Here is a 20,865-nt window from a genome sequence, read left to right as displayed (position 1 = left end):
TTCTTTCAGTGCAGTCCGGCAAGCTGGAGGAGCAGGGATTTGACGTCGGTGGCCGCGACCCGGTCACCGACGGCGCGGGGGGTGGAGCACAGGATGAGCGGACCTTCGTCGTCGCTCTGCGGCAGCCGGCCGTGGCTGCCGCGGATGGGCGAGGCGTCCAGCGGGACGACCGCGAGTCGGTAGCGCATACCGAGCTTCTTGCGGGCGATCGCCTTGGCCGCCTTGAGGCGTACGTACGGATCGAGGGGGTCCATGAACAACTCGACCGGGTCATAGCCCGGTTTGCGGTGGATCTCCACCAACTGGGCGAAGTCCGGGGCCCGTTCGTCGTCGAGCCAGTAGTAGTACGTGAACCACGCGTCGGGCTCGGCGATGGCCACCAGCTCACCGGAGCGGGGGTGGTCCAGGCCGTGCGCCTTCTTGCCCTCGTCGTCCAGGAGTTCGTCGATTCCGGGGAGATCCTTCAGTGCCTCGCGCGTGGCGTCAAGGTCCTCGGGGCGGCGAACGTAGACATGGGCGAGCTGATGGTCCGAGACGGCGAACGCCCGGGAGGCCATCGGGTCGAGATACTCCATGCCGTCCTGGGTGTGCACCTCCAGCAGGCCGGCACGGCGCAGCGCCCGGTTGATGTCGACGGGCCGGGAGACCCGGGTGATGCCGTACTCGGAGAGCGCGACGACCGTACGGCCCTCCGACCTGGCGTCGTCCAGCAGCGGGGCCATGGCGGCGTCGAGATCCGTCGCGGCCCGGTGCGAGCGCGGGTCGTCCGGGCCGTAGCGCTGGAGGTCGTAGTCGAGATGCGGCAGATAGCAGAGGGCCAGATCGGGCCGCCGGGTGCGGACGATATGGCGGGTGGCGTCCACGATCCACTGCGAGGAGACGAGGTCGGCGCCGGGGCCCCAGAAGTGGAAGAGGGGGAACGTGCCGAGCTTCTCGGTGAGTTCGTCGTGCAGCGCGGGCGGACGGGTGTAGCAGTCCGGTTCCTTGCGGCCGTCCGCGTAGTAGACGGGGCGCGGTGTGACCGTGTAGTCGGTGTCCGCGCCCATCGCGTACCACCAGCAGATGTTGGCCACCGTGTAGCCGGGGTGCGCGCGCCGGGCGGCGTCCCACAGCTTGTCGCCGGAGACGAGGCCGTTGTGCTGGCGCCACAGCAGCACATCGCCCAGCTCGCGGAAGTACCAGCCGTTGCCGACGATGCCGTGCTCGGCGGGGAGCGTACCGGTGAGGAAGGTGGACTGCGCGCTGCAGGTGACGGCGGGCAGCACCGTGGAGAGCGGGGCCTGCGAGCCGGACGCCGCCAGCTTGCGCAGGTTCGGCATATGGGCGAGCAGCTGGGGGGTGAGCCCGACGACGTCGAGGACCAGCAGCGGGGTCGGGGCCGGGGTCCCGGCCTGGGTCTCGGTCACGGCAGCTCCTTCAGGCCGAGATCGGTCAGCAGATCACGGGCCAGGGTGAGTTCGGCGGCGATTCCGTCGGCGAGCTGTCCGCGTGAGCGGGGACGCAGCTCCGGCGGAAGCGCCTGCCAGGTGTAGGTCTCGACCTCCAGATGGCGGGTGCGCGGCTGCGCGACGCCGACGAGCCGGGCCAGGGTGTCCCGGAGCACCGGGAGGGTGGAGGTGAGCGGCGGGGCGGGCGGCGCGTGCAGGGGCACATGGAAGTGTGCGCGCCAGGGGGCTCCGTCGGGCAGCACATCCCCGGCCAGGGCCTCGTCCAGGTCGTCCGTGCCGCGCAGCCCGGCGGCGGTGCGGGTACGGGTCTGGTGCAGGAAGCGGGGTTCGGCGAAGGAGGCGAGCGCGTCCCGTACCTCCGGCAGATGCGGGTGCTCGGCGTGCAGGGCCGCGGAGAGCTGGGCCTTGGGGATGGAGATGTGCGCGGCCTCCAGCGCGCCGAGCGCGGCGCCGGGGTCCTCGAAGGAGGTGGCGAGATGGCAGGTGTCGATACAGATGCCGATCCGGCCGCTGGCGATGTCGGTGAGCGGGCCGATCGCGTCGGCGGTGGTCTCGACGGTGCAGCCTGGCTCCGGTTCCAGGGCGATCCTGATGGACTTGCCGGTCAGCTCCTCCAGCGCGTCCAGCCGTTCGGCGAGCGTGGTCAGCGCCTGGTGCGCGGTGCGGGCCGCGGCGGCGTCCCAGGGGGTGCGCCAGCCGAGCGGGAGGGTGGAGACGGAGCCTTCGGTGACATCGTCGGGCAGCAGTGCCGCCAGCAGCCGGGCCAGATCGCTGGTGTGGGCGAGCCGCTCGGGGTCGCGCCAGTCGGGCTTGTACACACGGTACTTGACCTCTTCGGCGCCGAAGCCCTCGTACGGGAAGCCATTGAGTGTGATGACCTCAAGGCCGCGCCGGTCCAGTTCGGCGCGGAGCCCGCGCAGCACCGCCGGGTCGTTGATCAGGGCCTGGGCGGCGTCCTTGGCGAGCCAGAGTCCGATGCCGAGGCGGTCCCGGCCGAGGCGTTTGCGTACGGGCTCGCAGTGGTCGCGCAGCTGGGCCAGTACGCCGTCGAGGGTCTCGGCGGGGTGCACATTGGTGCAGTACGAGAGGTGGACGGTGGAGCCGTCGGGGTGGCGGAAGCGCATGGGCTCACTCCCCTCCGCGCAGGATGGAGTTGCCCTCGTGCAGGGCCTCCGGCGCGGGCACGTCCAGCTGGAGTCTGCCGCTGAGCCCGTAGAAGGCGACGGGGTTGCGCCACAGGACCTGGTCGACGTCGTCCTCGTCGAACCCGGCGGCGAGCATCGCGTCGCCGACCTTGCGGGTCTTGAGCGGGTCGCTGTTGCCCCAGTCGGCGGCCGAGTTGACGAGCACCCTCTCGGTGCCGTGCTCCTTGAGGACGGCGACCATCCGGTCCTCGTCCATCTTGGTGTCGGGGTAGATCGAGAAGCCGAGCCAACTGCCGCTCTGCGCCGCGTCCTTGACGGTCGTCTCGTTGAGGTGGTCGAGCAGCACCCGGTCCGGCGCGAGCGCGGACTCCCGTACGACGTCGATGGTGCGGCGCAGCCCCGACAGCTTGTCGCGGTGGGGAGTGTGGACGAGCGCGGGCAGGCCGTGGTCGGCGGCGAGCTGGAGCTGCGCGGCCAGAGCGGTGTCCTCGGCCGGGGTCATCGAGTCGTATCCGATCTCGCCGACGGCGACGACGCCGTCCTTGACCAGATAGCGCGGCAGTTCGTCCAGGACGGGGGTGCAGCGCGGGTCGTTCGCCTCTTTGGGGTTGAGGGCGAGTGTGCAGTGGTGGGCGATGCCGTACTGGGCGGCGCGGAACGGCTCCCAGCCGAGGAGAGCGTCGAAGTAGTCGAAGAAGCTCTCGGGTGAGGTGCGGGGCTGGCCGAGCCAGAACGACGGCTCGACGAGGGCGCGGACACCGGAGTCGTACATCGCCCGGTAGTCGTCCGTGGTGCGGGAGGTCATATGGATGTGGGGGTCGAAGATGCGCATCAGGACTCCTCGCCGGTCAGGGTCAACGCACGGTGCAGGTCGGCGGGTACGGGACGGCCGGCGGCGGTGCGCTCTGCCGCGAAGTCGGCGAGCATCCTCGCCAGTTCGGCGTCTCCGTGGGCGCGTCTCTCCAGGCTGTCGACGGCGTCGACCGGCACACCGGTGAAGAGGCACTTGAGGATGGCGTGCCGCCAGGCGTGGGGGTCGAGGTGGGCGGCGGCGTACGGGCCGACGGCGGCGGCAACCAGCCGGGTGTCATTGGTCCGCAGGGCGTCCTCGACCAGGGGCAGCGCGCCGGGTCCCGTGACGCGGTCGGGCAGGGCGAGCAGGACGGCGCGCCGCTCGGCGGCGGTGCCCCGCTGGTAGAGCCGGGTCAGGGTGGTGAGCCCGGCGCCGGCCTCGCCGAGCAGGAGGGTGCGTACGGCGTCGGCGTGATCCTGGCCGCAGTGGCGGCCGGCGGCGGCGAAACGCAGCTCCCAGCGGGCGGCGGCAACGTTGTCGTCGGCACGGCCGGCGGTCGCTTCGGCCAGGGCGTCGTCGAGCCAGGCTCTGGCGGGCGCGTCGAGCCTGGGGAGCAGTTCCTCGCGGGTCGGGGTCATCAGGACACCCCCTGCGCGCGGAGGAAGTCCAGGGACGTGCGGGCCAGTTCGGGCCCGGCGTGGGAGTGGCGGGGCAGTTCCACGACGGTCAGGCCCTCGTACCCGGTCGCCGCCAGCGCGGCGAGCACGGGCGGGAAGTCGATCTCGCCGTCCCCGAACGGGAGATGCTCATGGACACCGCGCCGCATGTCCTCGATCTGCACATGCCGCAGCCAGGGGGCGGCGTCCCGTACGCAGTCCGCGGGCGACGCGGCCTCCAGGCACTGGCAGTGGCCGATGTCGAGGGTCAGCCCGAGCGCGTCCGGGTCGCCGAGCAGATGTCTGAGCCGGTGGAATCCCGCGATGTCCGAGACGAGATGGCCGGGTTCGGGTTCGACGGCGAGGGGGATGTCGGCCGCCACCGCCGCGTCGAGGACCGGGCCTATCGCCTCTTCGAGCCGCTTCCAGGCGGTGTCGGTGTCGGTGGGGCCGGGGACGATGCCGCTGAAGCAGTGGACGGCGTGCGCGCCGAGGTCGGCGGCGACCTGAACGGCCTTGACCAGCAGCCTCGTTCGGGCGGCGCGGTCGTCGGGGTCCGGGTCGAGCAGCGTGGGTCCGTGCTTGCGGCGCGGGTCGAGTACGTAACGGGCGCCGGTCTCGACGGTGACCCCGAGGCCCAGCTCGGCCAGCCGGCGGGCGACCCGCTGGGTGCGGGCGGTGAGATCGGGGGCCATGGGGTCGAGATGCATATGGTCGAGGGTCAGCCCGACGCCGTCGTAGCCGAGGTCGGCGAGCAGCCCGAGGGCGTCGTCGAGGCGCAGATCGGTGAGCCCGTTGGTGCCGTAGCCGAAACGCAGACTCATGTGGGGCTCACTTTCCGTGCGAACGTGCGGGCCAGCGGTACGAGCCCCATGACGCCGAGCGCGATCCCGGCGGCCCCGCCGCGCGCGGCCAGCGCGGCCTGGAGCGGGATCATCGCCCGGATGCCGCCGCCGACGGCGCGCTGGGTCAGCGGCGGCGACGGATTGAGCGCGGCGTGCAGGAGGGGCTTCCCGGCGGTCCCCGCGTAGAGGAGGGCGAGCGCCCCGGCGAGCGCGGGGGCGGCGGCGAGGACGGCGGCGACGGGCCGGCCGGCACCGGTGACGCGGTGCGGGACGTCGCGGAGTCCGCCGCGCGCCACGGATCCGTCCGGTGGCCGGCCCGCCAGTGTGCCCAGCACGCCGGTGGCCACGAGCGCGGCGAGCGGCGCGGCCGTGGAACCGCCCTGCGCCTCGCGGCGCGAGACGGTGGTGACGGCGACGGTGTGCGCGCCGAGGAGTGCGGCCGAGGGCAGTGCGGTACGGAGACCGGCCCAGGGGCCGGTGCCGCCGGCGGCTCCGGCGCCCGTGCCGATGCCGGGCGACGGCGTACGGGGCGCTGCCGGGGGCGAGGTGCGCGCGGCGGCGGCGACTCCGGCCTGCGCGGACGCGGTGTTCCCGGGCTTCCGGGCCGCCACGACCGCGCGGCCGCCCGTACCGGGCCCGGCCGGCGCCGGCTTCGCGCGCTCGCGCACGTCCGCCGTAGCCGTAGCCGTAGCTGTCGCCGTAGCGCCCAGCAGCACGTCCAGCGCCCTGGCCGCGCCCATCGCCGCGGGGCCCGCCGCCGTGTGTTTCAGGCGCAGGTCGTACGCCCAGACCGTGGCCGCCAGGGCCGTGCCCACGGCCAGCGACGACCGGCCCGCGCGGGCCGCGAGGGCGAGGCCCGCGGCCGTCAGCGCACCCGCGGCCGCGAGGGCCGCCGGCGGGGAGATCCGGCCCGACGGGATGGGGCGGTGCGGGCGGTCGATCGCGTCCTCCTCGCGGTCCGCCCAGTCGTTGAGCGCCATGCCCGCCTCGTACAGGCAGAGCGAGGCGCCCACGGCCAGCGCGGTGGAGCGGTTGGGGCGTACGCCGAGGGCCGCGGCCCCGGCCAGCGCGTCACCCGGGACCGTGAACAGGGCCGAGACGCGGAGCAGTTCGGCCCAGGCCCGCATACGTCCGCGCAGGCTCACCTGGTCTCCTTCAGCCGCTCGGCGAAGGCGAGCAGCTCGTCGAACTGTTCGGCGAGCGCGGCGGGGCCGCCGTCCGGATCCTTGAAGTAGAAGCCGAGGCCGGGCAGGGGCCCGCTCAGCCCCGCCTCGTGCGCGCGGGCCACCAGCCGGGCCAGGTCGAGTACGAGCGGCGCCGCGAGCGCCGAGTCGCATCCCTGCCAGATGGTCTGGAGGATCATCCGCGAGCCGAGGAAGCCGTCGAACGCGATGTGGTCCCAGGCGGTCTTCCAGTCGCCGAGCGCCGGGACGTCGTCGATGTGGACCTCGCCCTCGGGGGCCGTGCCGAGGGTGTCGGCCAGTACGCGTTCCTTGCCCGCGTTCTTGGCCGCCGCGGCGGCCGGGTCGGCCAGCGCCGCTCCGTCCCCGCCGCCCAGCAGGTTCGTGCCCGACCAGGCCCGTACGGTCAGCGCGCGCTGGACGAACATCGGGGCGAGCACGGAACGGAGCAGCGTCTGGCCTGTCTTGCCGTCGCGGCCGGCGTGGGGAAGTCCGCCGGCCTCGGCGGCCGCCGTGAGGGCCTCGGTGCGCAGCCCGGTGGAGGGCGTGAAGTTGACGTACGAGCAGCCTGCCCGGATCGCGGCCGCCGCGTAGAGCGAGCTGGCGGGCAGACGCGGATCGTCCGGCGCGGGCTGGGGTTCGGTGGAGGAGACGTTGACGACGACGGTGCGGGCGACGCCGGTGCGGCGCGCGAAGTCCCTGAGGTCGTCGGCGAACGAGGCGATGAGCTCCTCGTCGCTCCTGGTGTCGCCCGGCTGGGGGCCGCCGGCCCGTATCTCCTGGTCGGCGGCGGCCAGTTCGGCGTGGATCGCGGCGGGCAGGCCGTGCGGCAGCACACCCGCCGCGGTCAGCGCCTCCGCGCGTTTGGGCAGCGGACAGCTCGCCGTGTCGTGTCCGCCGAAGACGAGCGAGGAGAGTGCGGGGAGGCCCGTGTCCGCGAAGGGCGCGGTCTCGGTGACCATGCCCGTCGCGGGGTGGAGCCCGGCGGTGACCGCCGCGCATCCGGCGACGGCCGTCGTGGCGACGGAGCCGCGCGCTCCGACGAACCAGACTCCGGTGCGTGCTGCAGTCGATTCTGTACGGGCCGTCGTCGCGGGACTGGTCGTCGTCACGGGGCTGCCTCCCTGCCGGTGGTGTGGTGGTTGGTGGACGGCGGGCGGGGGGTACGGCGCCTCCCCGCCCGCCGCCGGCTGACGGGCCGCCCCGTCCCGGAGACCTCTGGCTACGAGAGGTCTCTAGGCGGAGGGCAGTTCCTTGAGCTGGATGTCACGGAAGGACACCTGGTCGTCCGCTCCGTGGTTCTGCAGGCCGATGTAGCCGTCCCGCAGACTGCGCTCGGGGTCCTTGTTGGTGAAGTCGTTGATCTTCACGCCGTTGAGGAAGATCTGCAGACGCTCTCCCTGGACCTTGATCTCGTAGTTGTTCCACTGGCCCGGGGGCCGCAGAACCTGGTCCCTGGCCTTGATGTTGGCCGACTTGAAGCCGTAGACGGAGCCGGTGGTGCGGTCGGCCGCGTCGGTGGCGTCGATCTGTATCTCGTACCCCTTGTTGACCGCGGACCACGGGTCGTCGGAGGCCGGGAAGCCCACGAAGACACCGGAGTTGTCGTCCCCGTCCATCTTCCAGTCGAGCTTCAGGGAGTACGACTTCAGTTCCTTGGCCTGGTACCACAGCAGGCCCATGCCGCCCTCGGAGCGCAGTTCACCGTCCACGACGTTGAACTTGCCCGGTCCCGCCTGCTTCCAGCCCTCCTGCGTCTTGCCGTTGAAGAGGTCCCGGTAGCCGGTCTTCGGCTTGCAGTCCGCCTTCACCTGGCCGGCCGCGTACCGCAGTCCGCCGAGCAGGTGCTGGCGGAAGGCGTCGTCCGCGTACGACTCCTTGGTGTGGCCGCCGCCGGTGTAGAAGGCACGGCCGCCCTCGTAGGTCTGGCACCAGGCGATCGGGTGGTCGCCCTTCATGTTGCCGCCCTGGTAGGTGGTCTCGTCCAGGGTGGCGAGGACCCGGGCCTGATCCCGCGGGTTGGTGCGGTAGTTGTACCACTCGTCGGTGCGCTGCCACTCGTCGCCCAGGTGGGCGGTCGACGGGTGGTCGTGGTCCTCGACGCGTACGGTGGCCGGCTGGATCTGCGGGTGGGAGTCGAAGTAGGCCCCCACCAGACCGCCGTAGAAGGACCAGTCGTACTCGGTGTCGGCCGCGGCGTGGACGCCCATGTAGCCGCCGCCGGTGGCGACGTAGTTCTCGAACGCCTTCTGCTGGTCGGCGTTGAGGACGTCACCGGTGGTGGAGAGGAAGACCACCGCGTCGTACCTGGCCAGGTTGTTGGTGGTGAACTGGCCGGCCGCCTCGGTGGCGTCGACGGTGATCCCGGTGGTCTTGCCGAGCTCCTTGAGCGCGGCGATGCCCGCGGGGATCGAGTCGTGGCGGAAGCCGCCGGTCTTGGAGAAGACCAGGACCCGCTTCTCGGTCTTGCCGGGCACGGCCGTGGAGAGCTGGAAGTCGTCCAGGTCGTACAGCGCGCCGGCACCGCCCTTGAAGACCAGGAACAGCTCGGTGGTCTGCTTGGGTACGGCACGGAGCGGTACGTCGATGTCCTGGAAGGTCTCCCAGCCGCCGGTGACCGGGATCGGCGCGGAGCCGAGCAGGTTGCCGTTGGCCGAGCCGGTGCGTACCTCCAGGAATCCGCCGGCGCCGCCGGAGGAGATCCGGGCGGTGAGCGTCTTGGACCCGGTCAGGTTGTACGGCGAGAAGGAGATCCAGTCGCCGTTGTCGATGTCGCCGACGGTCTTGCCGCCGTTGGCCGGTGCCTTGTCGTAGACCTTGATGCCGGAGGAGTTGTTGAAGTGCTCCGCCTGCCGGTGGCGCGGCTGCAGCTGCGACTGGTCGTGCGTGGTGAGCGCCGCCTGGCCGCCGCCTCCGCCGTCGGTGTACTCGGCGTCGATGACACCGAAGATGTTGGCGTTGGGATCGTGCTCGGTGTCGGCGGGCGCGGTGATGGTGCCCTCACAGCCGTTGGCCGAGGTGATCGGGTGGCCGTGGCTGTCGTGGCCGAGGATGTAGCGGACGACGACCTTGGAGCAGTCGATCACCCCGTCCTCCGGGTCCGTGACCTTCACCTTGAAGGGGATGGTGTCCCCGAAGTTGAAGAGGTGCCCGTCGTTGGGGAGTTCGAGCGTCACCTTGGGCGCGGTGTTGCCGACGACGATCCGTACGGACGCGGTCGCGGTGCGCTCGGTCGGGTCGGTGACGGTGAGCCGCGCGGTGTAGGTGCCGTTCTTCTTGTACGTGTACGAGGGGTTGGCCTCGGTCGAGGTGCCGCCGTCGCCGAAGTCCCACGCGTAGGTGAGGGCGTCGCCGTCGGGGTCCTCGGTGCCCGCGGAGGAGAAGGTGACCTTCAGCGGGGACTTGCCCGACGTCTTGGTCGCGGCCGCCTCGGCGATCGGTGACTTGCCGCCCGTGGAGTTCTCGATGCGGTAGAGCGCGGAGTGCTCGTCGCCGCCGAACCAGGACAGGCCGTAGTCGAGTACGTAGAGCGCGCCGTCAGGGCCGAACTCCATGTCCATGGGCTGGGTGCCGGACCACGGGAACGGGTTGATCTTGCTGACGGTGCCGTCCTCGCCCTGCTCGATCCGCTTGATCCACTGGCGGCCGAACTCACCGGCGAAGAAGTCCCCGTCGTACTCCTCGGGGAACTTGACCGGGGAGTCGAGGTCGGCGTCGTACCGGTAGACCGGTCCGCCCATCGGGGATTCGGAGCCGCTGCCGAACTCGGGCAGGCTGCCGCCGTCGTACGGGATCCAGGCCGGCTGGGCCGGCGGGAGGTCCGTCAGGCCCGTGTTGTGCGGCGAGGTGTTCTTGGGTGCCGCGCAGTCGAAGGCCGCGCCGGACGCCTTGGTGGCGAAGTCGTAGTCGATGAAGGGGTCGTTGTCCCCCGTGCAGTACGGCCATCCGAAGTTGCCCGCCTCGGTGACCCGGGCGAACTCCACCTGGCCGGCCGGACCCCGGGTCGGGGACGCGGCGCCGGCGTCGGGGCCGTAGTCACCGACGTAGACGATGCCCGTCTTCTTGTCGACGGAGATACGGAAGGGGTTGCGGAAGCCCATGGCGTAGATCTCGGGCCGGGTCTTCTCGGTGCCCGGGGCGAAGAGGTTGCCCTCGGGGATGGTGTAGGAGCCGTCCTCGGCGACCTTGATACGCAGGACCTTGCCGCGCAGGTCATTGGTGTTGCCGGAGGAACGCTGGGCGTCGAACGCCGGGTTGCGGTCGGCTCGCTCGTCGATCGGCGTGTAGCCGTCGGAGGCGAACGGGTTGGTGTCGTCGCCGGTCGACAGATACAGGTTGCCGTCCGCGTCGAAGGCGATGTCGCCGCCCACGTGGCAGCAGGTGCCGCGCGAGGTGGTGACGTCGAGGACCTTCTTCTCGCTGGCCTTGTCGAGCGTGCCGTCCTCGTTGAGCGTGAAGCGCGAGAGCCGGTTGTATCCGTCGAACGGGGCGAAGTCGGCCGCCGTGCCGTTCTCGGGGGCGTCGCCCGCCGGGGTGTCCAGCTTGGGCGCGTAGAAGAGGTAGATGGCCCGGTTCTCGGCGAAGTCGGGGTCGACCCCGACGCCCTGGAGGCCCTCCTCGTCGTGGTTGTAGACATCCAGCGTGCCGGAGACCGTGGTGTCGCCGCCGGCGTCGGTGATGCGCAGTGTGCCGTCACGCGAGGTGTGCAGCACCCGGCGGTCGGGCAGGACGGCGAGCGACATGGGCTCGCCGACCGCGTCGGCGCCCTTCGCGAGGGTCACCTGCTGGAAGCTCTCCTCCGCGGCCGGCTCGTCCGGATGCGCGGCGGCGGGTACGGCGCTGAGGCTCGATCCTGCGAGCAGAGCGCCCGTCAGGAGTGCGAGGAGGGTTCTGGCTCTGGGGCGTTTTCTGTGCACGAAAGTCCTCCACAATGGGCTGTTCGTACGTGCGGGTTGCCAAGGGAGCGCGGAGGAGCGCTCTCGCCTCCCGGGGACGGTGCTCGTCCTGCACCGGATCCCCGGAGAGAGGTGGCTGCGTCGCCGACGTGCGCCGTCACATCGGAGACCACCTGTGTCCTGTACTTATGCGGTGTACCTATGTCCTGTACATCTCAGTGGACGGTAGCTGTGTTCGTCCGTGTCCGAAAGACCTTGCGCAGAGGAGAAGTTGCCTTTTTCCTCCCTCAGGACAAAGCACTTTCCGGGCAGGCCTGACCGCCCGGCGGCGCTTTCCGCCGCCGGGCTGCCGGCCCTCTCCCCGGAGCCCGATCCGAGGAGAAAGAGCTACTCGCCTCCGCCGAAGGCCGCGTCGAAGGACGCGGTCGGCGGGTCGAAGTCGAAGCGCTTCAGGTCCGCGAGGGCTTCGGGGGCGCCGGCCAGCCGGTCCATGCCCGCGTCCTCCCACTCGACCGAGATGGGACCCTCGTACTTGATCGACCGCAGCATCCGGAAGACGTCCTCCCACGGGACATCGCCGTGGCCCGCCGAGACGAAGTCCCAGCCGCGCCGCGGGTCGCCCCAGGGCAGATGCGAACCGAGCCGCCCGTTGCGGCCGTCGAGGCGTTTACGGGCCTCCTTGCAGTCGACGTGGTAGATCCGGTCCCGGAAGTCGTAGAGGAAGTTGACCGGGTCCAGGTCCTGCCAGACGAAGTGGCTCGGGTCGAAGTTCAGCCCGAACGCGGGCCGGTGGCCGACCGCCTCCAGGGCCTGCTGCGTCGTCCAGTAGTCGTACGCGATCTCGCCCGGGTGCACCTCGTGGGCGTAGCGCACGCCCTCGGCGTCGAAGACGTCGAGGATCGGGTTCCAGCGCTCCGCGAAGTCCTCGTACCCGCGCTCGATCATGCCGGGCGGCACCGGCGGGAACATCGCCAGCAGGTGCCAGATGGACGAGCCGGTGAAACCGATGACCGTATTGACCCCGAAGGCCGCCGCGGCCCGCGCGGTGTCCTTGATCTCGGCGGCGGCGCGCTGCCTGACGCCCTCGGGATCGCCGTCACCGAAGATCCGGGACGGCAGGATGCCCTGGTGGCGTTCGTCGATGATGCTGTCGCAGACGGCCTGGCTCACCAAGTGGTTGGAGATCGCCCAGCACTTGAGCCCGTACTTGTCGAGCAGCTGGTGACGGCCGTCCAGATAGCCGGGATCGGAGAGTGCTTTGTCTACTTCGAAGTGATCTCCCCAGCAGGCGAGTTCCAGCCCGTCGTAACCGAAGTCACGGGCGAGCCGGCACACCTCCTCCAGGGGCAGATCGGCCCACTGGCCGGTGAACAGCGTGAACGGACGTGGCATTCGGACCTCCTCCTCGATGTGATGGACCTAGAAACGAAAGACCCTAAGGCTGCGGCACGGGCGTGTACACGGCGTTCTTCGCCGCGCTGTCCTCCACCGCGGCGAGCACCCGCTGCACCTGGAGCCCGTCCGCGAAGGACGGCACCGGATCGGTCCCGGCGGCTACCGCCTCGACCAGATCGCGGGCCTGGTGCACGAAGGTGTGCTCGTAGCCGAGCGCGTGGCCGGGCGGCCACCACGCCTCCAGATAGGGATGCTCCGGCTCCGTGACCAGGATCCGGCGGAAGCCGGAGGAGGGAGCGGGCTCGGTGTGGTCGTGGAACGACAGCTCGTTGAGGCGCTCCAGATCGAAGGCGAGCGAGCCGCGCTCGCCGTTGATCTCCAGATGGAGCGCGTTCTTGCGCCCCGAGGCCATCCGGGTGGCCTCGAAGGAGGCCAGGGCGCCCGAGGCGAGCCGTCCGGTGAACAGCGCCGCGTCGTCCACGGTCACCGGGCCCGTCTCGGTGCCCGCGGTCCCCGAGAGGCCGGCGCTCGCCCCGCTGAGTACGGGCCGTTCCTTGACGAAGGTCTCCGCGAGCGCCGAGACCCCGACCAGCGGCTCCCCCGTCAGGAACTGCGCCAGGTCGACGATGTGCGCTCCCAGGTCGCCGAGCGCCCCCGACCCCGCGCGCTCACGCTTGAGCCGCCAGGTGAGGGGGGCCGCCGGATCGGCCAGCCAGTCCTGGAGATAGGTGACCCGGACATGCCGCAGGGTGCCGAGCCGGCCCTCCGCGATCAGCTTCCTGGCGTACGAGATCGCGGGCACCCGGCGGTAGTTGAAGCCGACCATGGCCAGCTGACCGCGCGACCTGGCGTCGGCCGCGGCCCTGACCATGGCCTCGGCCTCGGCCACCGAGTTGGCGAGGGGCTTCTCGCACAGGACGTGCTTGCCCGCCTCCAGCGCGGCGATGGCGATCTCCGCGTGGCTGTCCCCCGGGGTGCAGATGTCCACGACCTGCACGTCGTCGCGCGCGATGAGCCGCCGCCAGTCGGTCTCGGCCGCGGCCCAGCCGTGCCGGTCCGCCGCGGCGCGGACCGCGTCCGCGTCACGGCCGCAGACAGCGGCGAGCACGGGGCGCATCGGCAGGTCGAAGACGTGTCCCGCCGTGCGCCACCCCTGTGAGTGTGCGGCGCCCATGAACGCGTATCCGACCATGCCGATGCCGAGTGTCGGTGGTGCACCGGCTTCTTTCTCCGACGCTTCCCTGAGGGTCATACGGAGTACTCCTCGTCTCTCGCTGGTGGGGGCGGCCTTGACTGGACCGGTCAGCTGAAGCCCTGAGGCAGGTAGTCATCGATGTTCGTCTTGTCGACCACGGCCGAGAAGAGCGTGACCTGGGCCGGGATCTCCAGCCCTGAAAGGCCGCTGACGCCCTTGCTCTGCCCGAGGGCGCGGGCCAGGTCGATGGCGGACGCGGCCATGATCGGCGGGTAGAGGACGGTGGCCTTGAGCACACCGTTGTCCGCCTTGATCGCGTCCATCGCGGCCTTGGCACCGGCCCCGCCGACCATCAGGAAGCCGTCCCGGCCCGCCTGGTCGATGGCGCGCAGGGCGCCGACGCCCTGGTCGTCGTCGTGGTTCCAGAGCGCGTCGAAGCTGGACTGCGCCTGGAGCAGCTGGGCCATCTTGGCCTGGCCGGACTCGACGGTGAAGTCGGCGGCCTGGCGCGCGACCTTCTTGATGTTCGGGTAGTTCTTGAGGGCGTCGTCGAAGCCCTGGGTGCGCTGCTGGGTCAGCTCCAGGCTGTCGGGCCCGGACAGCTCGATGACCTTCGCGTCGGGCTTGTCCTTGAGCTTCTCGCCGATGTAGTTGCCGGCGTTGAGGCCCATGCCGTAGTTGTCGCCGCCGACCCAGCAGCGGTACGCCTGCGGGGAGGCGAAGATCCGGTCCAGGTTGATGACCGGGATCCCGGCGCGCATGGCCTTCAGCCCGACCTGGGTGAGCGCCTTGCCGTCGGCCGGCAGGATCACCAGGACGTCGACCTTCTTGTTGATGAGGGTCTCGACCTGGCCGATCTGGGCGGCGGTGTCGTTGGAGCCCTCGGTGATGTCGAGCGTCACATCGGAGTAGGTCTCCGCCCGCGACTTGGCGTTCTCGTTGATGGCGTTGAGCCAGCCGTGGTCGGCCTGGGGGCCGGCGAAGCCGATGGTGACGGGCTTGCCCGGCTTGTCGTCGGCGGCGGGCTGGTCGTTGGCCGCGGGCTCCTTCTTCGCCGGCTCGTTGCTGGTGCAGGCGGTGAGGAAAGCACCCGCGCCGATGGCGGCGGTGCCGAAGAGCATTCCTCTGCGGCTGGTTTCTGGCATGACGGTTCAACCCTTCAGGTAGGGCGGTACGACAGTAAGCGGGTGCGAGACCGGAAGTCAGGACTCGCCGTTGCGCACGGTGCGGCGCTGGACCAGTACGGCGGCGACGATGATCGCGCCCTTGGCGATCTGCTGGACGTCGCTCTGCAGGTTGTTGAGGGCGAAGATGTTGGTGATCGTGGTGAAGACCAGAACACCGAGTACGGAGCCGACGATCGTGCCGCGGCCGCCGCTGAGGAGGGTGCCGCCGATGATCGCCGCGGCGATGGCGTCCAGCTCGTACAGATTCCCGTTGGTGTTCTGTCCCGAGCCGGCCAGGACGATCAGCAGGAACGCCGCGATACCGCAGCAGAGGCCGGAGAGCAGATACAGGTAGAGCCGCTGCCTGCGTACGTCGATGCCGGCGAGCCGCGCGGCTTCCGCGTTGCCGCCGACGGCGACGGTGCGCCGGCCGAAGGTCGTACGGTTGAGGATCAGCCAGCCGATGACCGTGACGGCCGCGAAGACCAGCACGAGCGGCGGGATGCCCAGGATGTACGAGTCACGGACCCCGAGGTCGAGGACCGAGTCGACGGTGACGATCTGGGTCTTGCCGTCGGTGATCTGGAGGGCCAGACCACGGGCGGAGGCGAGCATCGCGAGGGTGGCGATGAACGGCACCATCCCGCCGTAGGCGATCAGTACGCCGTTGACCAGTCCGCAGGCCAGACCCACGATCACCGCGGTGAAGAGGATGCCGGCGAACCCGTATTCCTGGGTGGCCAGTGTGGTCGCCCAGACCGACGCCAGCGCCACGATCGCGCCGACCGACAGATCGATCCCGCCGCTGGTGATCACGAACGTCATACCGACGGTGACCACGCCGATGACGGACGCCTGGGTGAGCACCAGCTGGAGGTTGTTGGTGTCCAGGAACTGATCGGGCTTGGTGATGCCGCCGACGATGATCAGTGCGGCGAGCACCCCGAGCAGGGAGAGGTTACGGACGTCGAGACGCAGCCCGAGGGCGCGCCAACCGCCCTTCTCCTCCGTGGACTTGGCGGACGCGTGGGACGTGGCGGGCGGCGTGGGCGGCTCGGGCGCGGCCGCCGCGTCGGGCCCGCCCTGCTGCGCCTCGGAGGCAGGCTGTTTCATGACGTCGGGCTCCCTTCCATCACAAGGTCGAGTACACGGTGCTCGTCGAGCTCCTGGGCGGGCGCCCGGTGGACGACCTGGCCCTCACGGAGCACCAGCACCCGGTCGGCGAGGCCCAGGACTTCGGGAACCTCGCTGGAGACGAGCAGTACGGCGAGGCCCTCGTCGGCCAGCCGGCGGATCACGGCGTACAGCTCGGCGCGGGCGCCGACATCGACGCCGCGCGTCGGCTCGTCGAGCAGCAGTACCCGGCAGCCGCGCAGCAGCCAGCGGGCGAGGACCGCCTTCTGCTGGTTGCCGCCGGAGAGGGTACGGATACGGGCGTCCGGGTTGTCGGGGCGCAGGGAGAGTTCCCTGGTGGCCTCCCTGGCCGCGGTCCGCTCCGCCGTGTGGTCGAGCCAGCCGGCCCGCGCGAAGCGGGACAGCGACGACACCGACACGTTGCGGGTGACGGATTCGAGCATCAGCAGGCCCTGTGCCTTGCGCTCCTCGGGGGCGAGGCCGAGCCCCGCGCGGACGGCGGCGCGTACGCTGCCGGGCCGCAGCGGGGTGCCGTTGACGAGCACCCGGCCCGCGGTGGCCTTGCGCGCGCCGTAGATCGTCTCCAGGATCTCGGAGCGGCCGGAGCCGACGAGTCCCGCGAGTCCGACGATCTCGCCGGGCCGCAGTTCGAGGTCGACGGGGGCGAACTCCCCGTCCCTGGCCAGCCCTTCGACCTTCAGTACGGGCTCGGCGCGCGCCGCCGCGGCCGTGGCCGTGGGCCGCTCGGGGAAGACGTACTCGACGTTCCGGCCGGTCATCAGCGCGACGACCTCGCGGGTCGGGGTCTCCTTCGCGGGCAGGGCGACGGCCACGGTCCTGCCGTCCTTGATGACGGTGACGCGGTCGCCGATGCGCCGGATCTCCTCCAGCCGGTGGGAGATGTAGATGACGGCCACGCCGTCGGCGGTGAGCGTGGAGACGATACGGAAGAGGTTGTCGACCTCGTCGGGGTCGAGGGCAGCGGACGGCTCGTCCATCACGATGAGCCGTACGTCGTGCGAGAGGGCGCGGGCCATCGACACGATCTGCTGCTGTGCGGCGGAGAGCGAGCCGACGGGCCGGTGCGCCTGGATCTCGGGGTGGCCGAGCCGCTTGAGCAGCGCGGTCGCACGCGTCCTCGCCTCCCGGCCCCTGACCACGAAGCCGGCGGTGGTGGGTTCGTGCCCGAGGAAGATGTTCTCGGCGACCGTCAGCCCTTCGACCAGGTCGAGTTCCTGGTAAATGGTCGCGATACCGAGCCGCATGGCGGCGATGGGTGATTTCAGTGTGACGGCCTCGCCGCGCCAGGTGATCACACCGCCGTCGGGCTGATGGGCCCCGGCGAGCACCTTGATGAGGGTGGATTTGCCGGCGCCGTTCTGGCCGAGCAGGCAGTGGACCTCGCCCGCCTCGACCTCCAGGTCCACACCGTCGAGGGCGCGGACACCGGGGAACAGCTTGGTGATGCCGGACATGGTGAGCAGAAGTCGTTCCGGTGGTGCGGGTGTTGGTGCCATGGCGTATCCCCTCGGCGGATGCGGCCGTAGAGCGGGCAGGGCAGAAAATGGGCAAAAGGAAGAAAGCAGGGCGGAGTTGGGCAGGGCGGAACCAGGTGCGGCGGAGCGGTGTCGGTACGTGGTGCGGATGCGGCTCGTGCGGGTGACGCGGCTCGTACGGGTGCTGCGGCTCGCGCCTGTTGCGGTGATGACGGCGGTGCGGCTCGTGCGTGCTGCTGGTGTGACGGTGCTGCGGCTCGTGCGTACTGCTGGTGTGACGGGTGGTGCGGCTCGTGCGTACTGCTGGTGTGACCGATGGAGCTGTGGTGTTACGGATGGAGCGGTGGTGTCCGGTGGTGCGCCGCCGGCCCCTGACGGGCGTCAGGCCGGCGAGAACAGGTGGTCGCTGATGAGCCGGGCCGCGCCGGTGACTCCGGCGGTCGGGCCCAACTCCCCCAGGACTATGGGGAGATTGCCGGTGGCCAGCGGCAGGGACTGCCGGTAGACCTGGGTACGTACGCTGGCCAGCAGCGTGTGGCCGAGACCGGTCACCCCGCCGCCGATCACCACGAGGCCCGGGTTGAAGAAGCTGACGAGCCCGGCGATGACCTGGCCCACGCGGTTGCCGCCGGCCCGGATGAGATCGAGGGCGGTGGGGTCACCGGCGGCGGCGGCCGCGGCGACATCCACGGCGGAGAGCCGGTCCGTGGCCTCCAGCCGGGCGGCCAGTTCGGGCGAGCGGCCGGAGCGCGCGGCCTCCTCGGCGTCCCGGGCGAGGGCGGCGCCGCTGAAGTAGGCCTCCAGACAGCCCTTGTTGCCACAGGCGCAGGCGCGTCCGTCCGACTCGACCTGGATATGTCCGATGTCGCCGGCGCTGCCGGTCGTACCGCGGTAGACCTCGCCGCCGACGACGATCCCGCAGCCGATACCGGTACCGATCTTGACGCAGAGGAAGTCACCGACCGAGCGTGCGACGCCCGCGTGCTGCTCCCCCATCGCCATCAGGTTCACATCGTTGTCGACCATGACCGGGCAGCCGAGTTCCTGGCTGAGCGCCTCCCGTACGGGGAAGCCGTCCCAGCCCGGCATGATCGGCGGCGCGACCGGGACACCCTCGGGGAAGCGGACGGGTCCCGGCACGCCGATACCGGCGCCGTCGAACTCGTCGGCGAGTCCGGAGACCTTGAGCTTGGCCGCCATGACGAGCACCTGCTCGAAGACGGCGACGGGGCCCTCGCGGACGTCCATGGGGTGGTTGAGATGTCCCAGCACCTCCAGCTCCGCGTTGGTCACGGCGACATCGATGGAGGTGGCGCCGATGTCGACACCGAGGAAGCGCAGAGCGGGCGCCAGCCGGATGTTGTGGGAGCGCCGGCCGCCGCGCGAGGCGGCGAGTCCGTCGGCGACCACCAGGCCGGTCTCCAGCAGCCGGTCCACCTCGACGGCGAGCTTGGAGCGCGAGAGATCGACCTGGTCACCCAGTTGCGCACGGGAGTTGGGGCCACCGTCGCGCAACAGCCTGAGCAGTCGCGCCTGATGCGCGTTCGCGGGTCGTGCGGTCATACGTCTCACGCGCCCCTCCCCGCCTTCTCGGCCTATGCGTCGGGCTTTCGAGGGAACGTAGCAGCGCTTGCCCGCAGGGGGAAGAAGTTGAGCGGGAATCGGTCCCAACTTTCTCCACACCGAGGACAAAGCCGCTTCGGGGCGTCGCTTTTACCGTCCTTCGCACCTACTTTTCGGGTCGGCGAGGAATGGCGGGGTTCGGGAGGATCAGGACTCTTGCCGGTGGTGGTACGTGTTGCGCGTGTGCTCCGTGTGGGCCTTCATGACCTCCGTCGCACGGCGCTCGTCGCGCGTAGAAATCGCGGCGATCAGCTCCCGGTGCTCGATCCAGGACTGCTTGCCGCGCTGCCGGGCGACCGGTGTGTAGTACCAGCGCACCCGGCGGTCCACCTGCGCGGCCAGCTCGGCCAGCACGACATTGCCCGCCAGCTCCATGACCTTGGCGTGGAAGGCGGCATTGGTGGCGACGGTCAGATCCCGGTCGTCGTCGGCCACGGACTGCTCGCCCTTGGCGCACAGCGCCTCCAGCTCGGCGATCCCCGCCGCACCGGAGTTGGCCGCGGCCAGCCGGGCGGCCTCCGCCTCCAGGAGCGTACGGACCGACAGCAGCTGGTCCGCCTCGTCCTCGGTCGGCTCATGGACGAAGGCGCCCTGTGCCGGGCGCAGATCGACCCAGCCCTCGGTGTTGAGGCGCTGGAGGGCCTCCCGCACCGGCTGCCTGGACACCCCCAGATGACGCGCGAGTTCGCTCTCGACGAGGTGCTGACCGGGCTGGAGCGCCCGGGTCGTGATCAGTTCGAGCAGGGCCTCGTACACACGTTCACGCAGTGGTCCCGGTCGTTCGAGTTTAGGCACGGCACCTTGCGCCAACTTCGCGGACAACATCGCGTCCCCCTCCTGGCCGGCAGTGTCATTGACTGTAGCGATGGACCGATGTCACCAGGGGTGATGAGCATCAAGACATTGGCTATCGTCTACAGTCTACCGAGAACACCGGGATTCAGGGGCAGCGGATGACCTGGCCCGCGTAGGAGAGGTTTCCCCCGAAGCCGAAGAGCAGTACCGGCGCACCCGACGCGATCTCTCCGCGGTCCACGATTTTGGACAGGGCCATCGGGATCGACGCCGCCGACGTATTGCCCGAATCCACCACATCACGGGCGATGACCGCGTTGACCGCACCGATCTTCTGGGCCACGGGCTCGATGATCCGCAGATTGGCCTGGTGCAGCACGACCGCGGCCAGCTCCTCGGGGGTGACACCCGCCCGTGCGCAGACCTGACGGGCGATCGGCGGCAGCTGGGTGGTCGCCCAGCGGTAGACGGACTGGCCCTCCTGGGCGAAGACCGGCGGACTGCCCTCGATCCGTACCGCGTGGCCCATCTCCGGCACCGAGCCCCAGAGCACCGGGCCGATGCCCGGCTCCTCGTCCGCGCCTGCCGCCACGACGACCGCCGCGCCCGCGCCGTCACCGACCAATACGCAGGTCGAGCGATCGGTCCAGTCCGTGATCGCCGTCATCTTGTCCGCCCCGATCACCAGGACGCGGGAGGCGGAGCCCGCCCGTACGGCGTGGTCGGCGGTGGCGAGCGCGTGGGTGAAGCCCGCGCAGACGACATTGAGGTCCATCACGGCGGGCGAGCCCATGGAGAGCCGGGCGGCGACCCGGGCCGCGGTGTTCGGGGAGCGGTCGATGGCGGTGGAGGTCGCGACCAGCACCAGATCGATGTCCGCCGGGGTGAGCCCCGCCGAGGCGAGGGCCTTGGCCCCCGCGTGCGCGGCCAGTTCGTCCACCGGCTCGTCGGGCCCCGCCATATGGCGGGTTCTGATCCCTACCCGGCTGGTGATCCACGCGTCACTGGTGTCGACCATGCCCGCCAGGTCGTGATTGGTGAGCACCTTGGCGGGCTGATAGTGCCCGAGCGCGGCGATGCGAGTGCCGGTCATGCCCG

16 protein-coding genes are annotated in these 20,865 nt (G+C 70.8%); all 16 read right to left on the bottom strand.

What is annotated here, in order from left to right; all coding sequences use genetic code 11:
- Positions 1-5 precede the first annotated feature (5 nt).
- The 16 genes from ACZ7LS_RS11780 to ACZ7LS_RS11705 all read right to left on the bottom strand — a co-directional run bounded on the left by ACZ7LS_RS11780 (position 6) and on the right by ACZ7LS_RS11705 (position 20,860).
- The gene (locus tag ACZ7LS_RS11780; RefSeq protein ID WP_382529528.1) at positions 6-1,406 is read right to left on the bottom strand and encodes an alkaline phosphatase family protein; all 1,401 of its coding nucleotides are present in this window, start codon (positions 1,404-1,406) and stop codon (positions 6-8) included.
- A complete protein-coding gene (gene eboE / locus ACZ7LS_RS11775) occupies positions 1,403-2,572 on the bottom strand; it encodes a metabolite traffic protein EboE (RefSeq protein WP_382529531.1) in 1,170 nt (389 codons plus the stop codon). The genes ACZ7LS_RS11780 and eboE overlap by 4 nt, the downstream gene beginning before the upstream one ends.
- 4 nt (positions 2,573-2,576) lie before the next feature.
- Entirely contained in the window at positions 2,577-3,425 is an 849-nt protein-coding gene (locus tag ACZ7LS_RS11770; RefSeq protein ID WP_356510003.1) for a TatD family hydrolase, read from the bottom strand.
- Complete coding sequence (locus ACZ7LS_RS11765) at positions 3,425-4,024, bottom strand: EboA domain-containing protein (protein ID WP_382667720.1); 600 nt, start codon at positions 4,022-4,024, stop codon at positions 3,425-3,427. Before ACZ7LS_RS11765 ends, ACZ7LS_RS11770 begins: the two co-directional genes overlap by 1 nt.
- The gene (locus ACZ7LS_RS11760) at positions 4,024-4,866 is read right to left on the bottom strand and encodes a sugar phosphate isomerase/epimerase family protein (protein WP_382667722.1); all 843 of its coding nucleotides are present in this window, start codon (positions 4,864-4,866) and stop codon (positions 4,024-4,026) included. Before ACZ7LS_RS11760 ends, ACZ7LS_RS11765 begins: the two co-directional genes overlap by 1 nt.
- Positions 4,863-6,032, bottom strand: coding sequence for an SCO3242 family prenyltransferase (locus ACZ7LS_RS11755; protein WP_469448326.1), 1,170 nt, complete (start codon positions 6,030-6,032; stop codon positions 4,863-4,865). The genes ACZ7LS_RS11760 and ACZ7LS_RS11755 overlap by 4 nt, the downstream gene beginning before the upstream one ends.
- Positions 6,029-7,180: an inositol-3-phosphate synthase gene (locus tag ACZ7LS_RS11750; RefSeq protein ID WP_382529543.1), complete on the bottom strand. Its 1,152-nt coding sequence runs from the start codon at positions 7,178-7,180 to the stop codon at positions 6,029-6,031. The genes ACZ7LS_RS11755 and ACZ7LS_RS11750 overlap by 4 nt, the downstream gene beginning before the upstream one ends.
- Positions 7,181-7,303: 123 nt before the next feature.
- Positions 7,304-10,984, bottom strand: coding sequence for a ThuA domain-containing protein (locus ACZ7LS_RS11745; RefSeq protein ID WP_382529545.1), 3,681 nt, complete (start codon positions 10,982-10,984; stop codon positions 7,304-7,306).
- A gap of 366 nt (positions 10,985-11,350) precedes the next feature.
- Positions 11,351-12,355: a sugar phosphate isomerase/epimerase family protein gene (locus ACZ7LS_RS11740; RefSeq protein ID WP_382529548.1), complete on the bottom strand. Its 1,005-nt coding sequence runs from the start codon at positions 12,353-12,355 to the stop codon at positions 11,351-11,353.
- Positions 12,356-12,398: 43 nt separating this feature from the next.
- Positions 12,399-13,610: a Gfo/Idh/MocA family protein gene (locus ACZ7LS_RS11735; protein ID WP_382529551.1), complete on the bottom strand. Its 1,212-nt coding sequence runs from the start codon at positions 13,608-13,610 to the stop codon at positions 12,399-12,401.
- Between the two features lie 50 nt (positions 13,611-13,660).
- The gene (locus ACZ7LS_RS11730; RefSeq protein ID WP_382529554.1) at positions 13,661-14,698 is read right to left on the bottom strand and encodes a substrate-binding domain-containing protein; all 1,038 of its coding nucleotides are present in this window, start codon (positions 14,696-14,698) and stop codon (positions 13,661-13,663) included.
- Between the two features lie 57 nt (positions 14,699-14,755).
- Positions 14,756-15,832 carry an ABC transporter permease gene (locus ACZ7LS_RS11725; protein WP_382529557.1) on the bottom strand — a complete coding sequence of 359 codons (1,077 nt, stop codon included), beginning with the start codon at positions 15,830-15,832 and terminating at the stop codon, positions 14,756-14,758.
- Entirely contained in the window at positions 15,829-17,328 is a 1,500-nt protein-coding gene (locus ACZ7LS_RS11720; protein ID WP_382529608.1) for a sugar ABC transporter ATP-binding protein, read from the bottom strand. Before ACZ7LS_RS11720 ends, ACZ7LS_RS11725 begins: the two co-directional genes overlap by 4 nt.
- Positions 17,329-17,730: 402 nt before the next feature.
- On the bottom strand, positions 17,731-18,912 hold the full coding sequence (locus tag ACZ7LS_RS11715; protein ID WP_382529560.1) for an ROK family transcriptional regulator: 1,182 nt from the start codon (positions 18,910-18,912) through the stop codon (positions 17,731-17,733).
- Positions 18,913-19,119: 207 nt separating this feature from the next.
- Complete coding sequence (locus tag ACZ7LS_RS11710; protein WP_030350461.1) at positions 19,120-19,797, bottom strand: GntR family transcriptional regulator; 678 nt, start codon at positions 19,795-19,797, stop codon at positions 19,120-19,122.
- Positions 19,798-19,912: 115 nt separating this feature from the next.
- A complete protein-coding gene (locus ACZ7LS_RS11705) occupies positions 19,913-20,860 on the bottom strand; it encodes a beta-ketoacyl-ACP synthase III (RefSeq protein ID WP_385129409.1) in 948 nt (315 codons plus the stop codon).
- Between the last annotated feature and the right edge of the window lie 5 nt (positions 20,861-20,865).

This window comes from Streptomyces sp. NPDC039430, assembly GCF_055639435.1.
The sequence above is the reverse complement of the archived record's forward strand: the minus strand, read 5'-3'. Positions and strand labels throughout refer to the sequence as shown.

Bases quoted from the DNA above. Each gene is read 5' to 3' on its own strand.
- eboE (WP_382529531.1), bottom strand. From the start codon at position 2,572: ATGCGCTTCCGCCACCCCGACGGCTCCACCGTCCACCTCTCGTACTGC.
- ACZ7LS_RS11770 (WP_356510003.1), bottom strand. From the start codon at position 3,425: ATGCGCATCTTCGACCCCCACATCCATATGACCTCCCGCACCACGGAC.
- ACZ7LS_RS11765 (WP_382667720.1), bottom strand. From the start codon at position 4,024: ATGACCCCGACCCGCGAGGAACTGCTCCCCAGGCTCGACGCGCCCGCC.
- ACZ7LS_RS11760 (WP_382667722.1), bottom strand. From the start codon at position 4,866: ATGAGTCTGCGTTTCGGCTACGGCACCAACGGGCTCACCGATCTGCGC.
- ACZ7LS_RS11740 (WP_382529548.1), bottom strand. From the start codon at position 12,355: ATGCCACGTCCGTTCACGCTGTTCACCGGCCAGTGGGCCGATCTGCCC.
- ACZ7LS_RS11735 (WP_382529551.1), bottom strand. From the start codon at position 13,610: ATGACCCTCAGGGAAGCGTCGGAGAAAGAAGCCGGTGCACCACCGACA.
- ACZ7LS_RS11730 (WP_382529554.1), bottom strand. From the start codon at position 14,698: ATGCCAGAAACCAGCCGCAGAGGAATGCTCTTCGGCACCGCCGCCATC.
- ACZ7LS_RS11725 (WP_382529557.1), bottom strand. From the start codon at position 15,832: ATGAAACAGCCTGCCTCCGAGGCGCAGCAGGGCGGGCCCGACGCGGCG.
- ACZ7LS_RS11720 (WP_382529608.1), bottom strand. From the start codon at position 17,328: ATGTCCGGCATCACCAAGCTGTTCCCCGGTGTCCGCGCCCTCGACGGT.
- ACZ7LS_RS11715 (WP_382529560.1), bottom strand. From the start codon at position 18,912: ATGACCGCACGACCCGCGAACGCGCATCAGGCGCGACTGCTCAGGCTG.
- ACZ7LS_RS11710 (WP_030350461.1), bottom strand. From the start codon at position 19,797: ATGTTGTCCGCGAAGTTGGCGCAAGGTGCCGTGCCTAAACTCGAACGA.
- ACZ7LS_RS11705 (WP_385129409.1), bottom strand. From the start codon at position 20,860: ATGACCGGCACTCGCATCGCCGCGCTCGGGCACTATCAGCCCGCCAAG.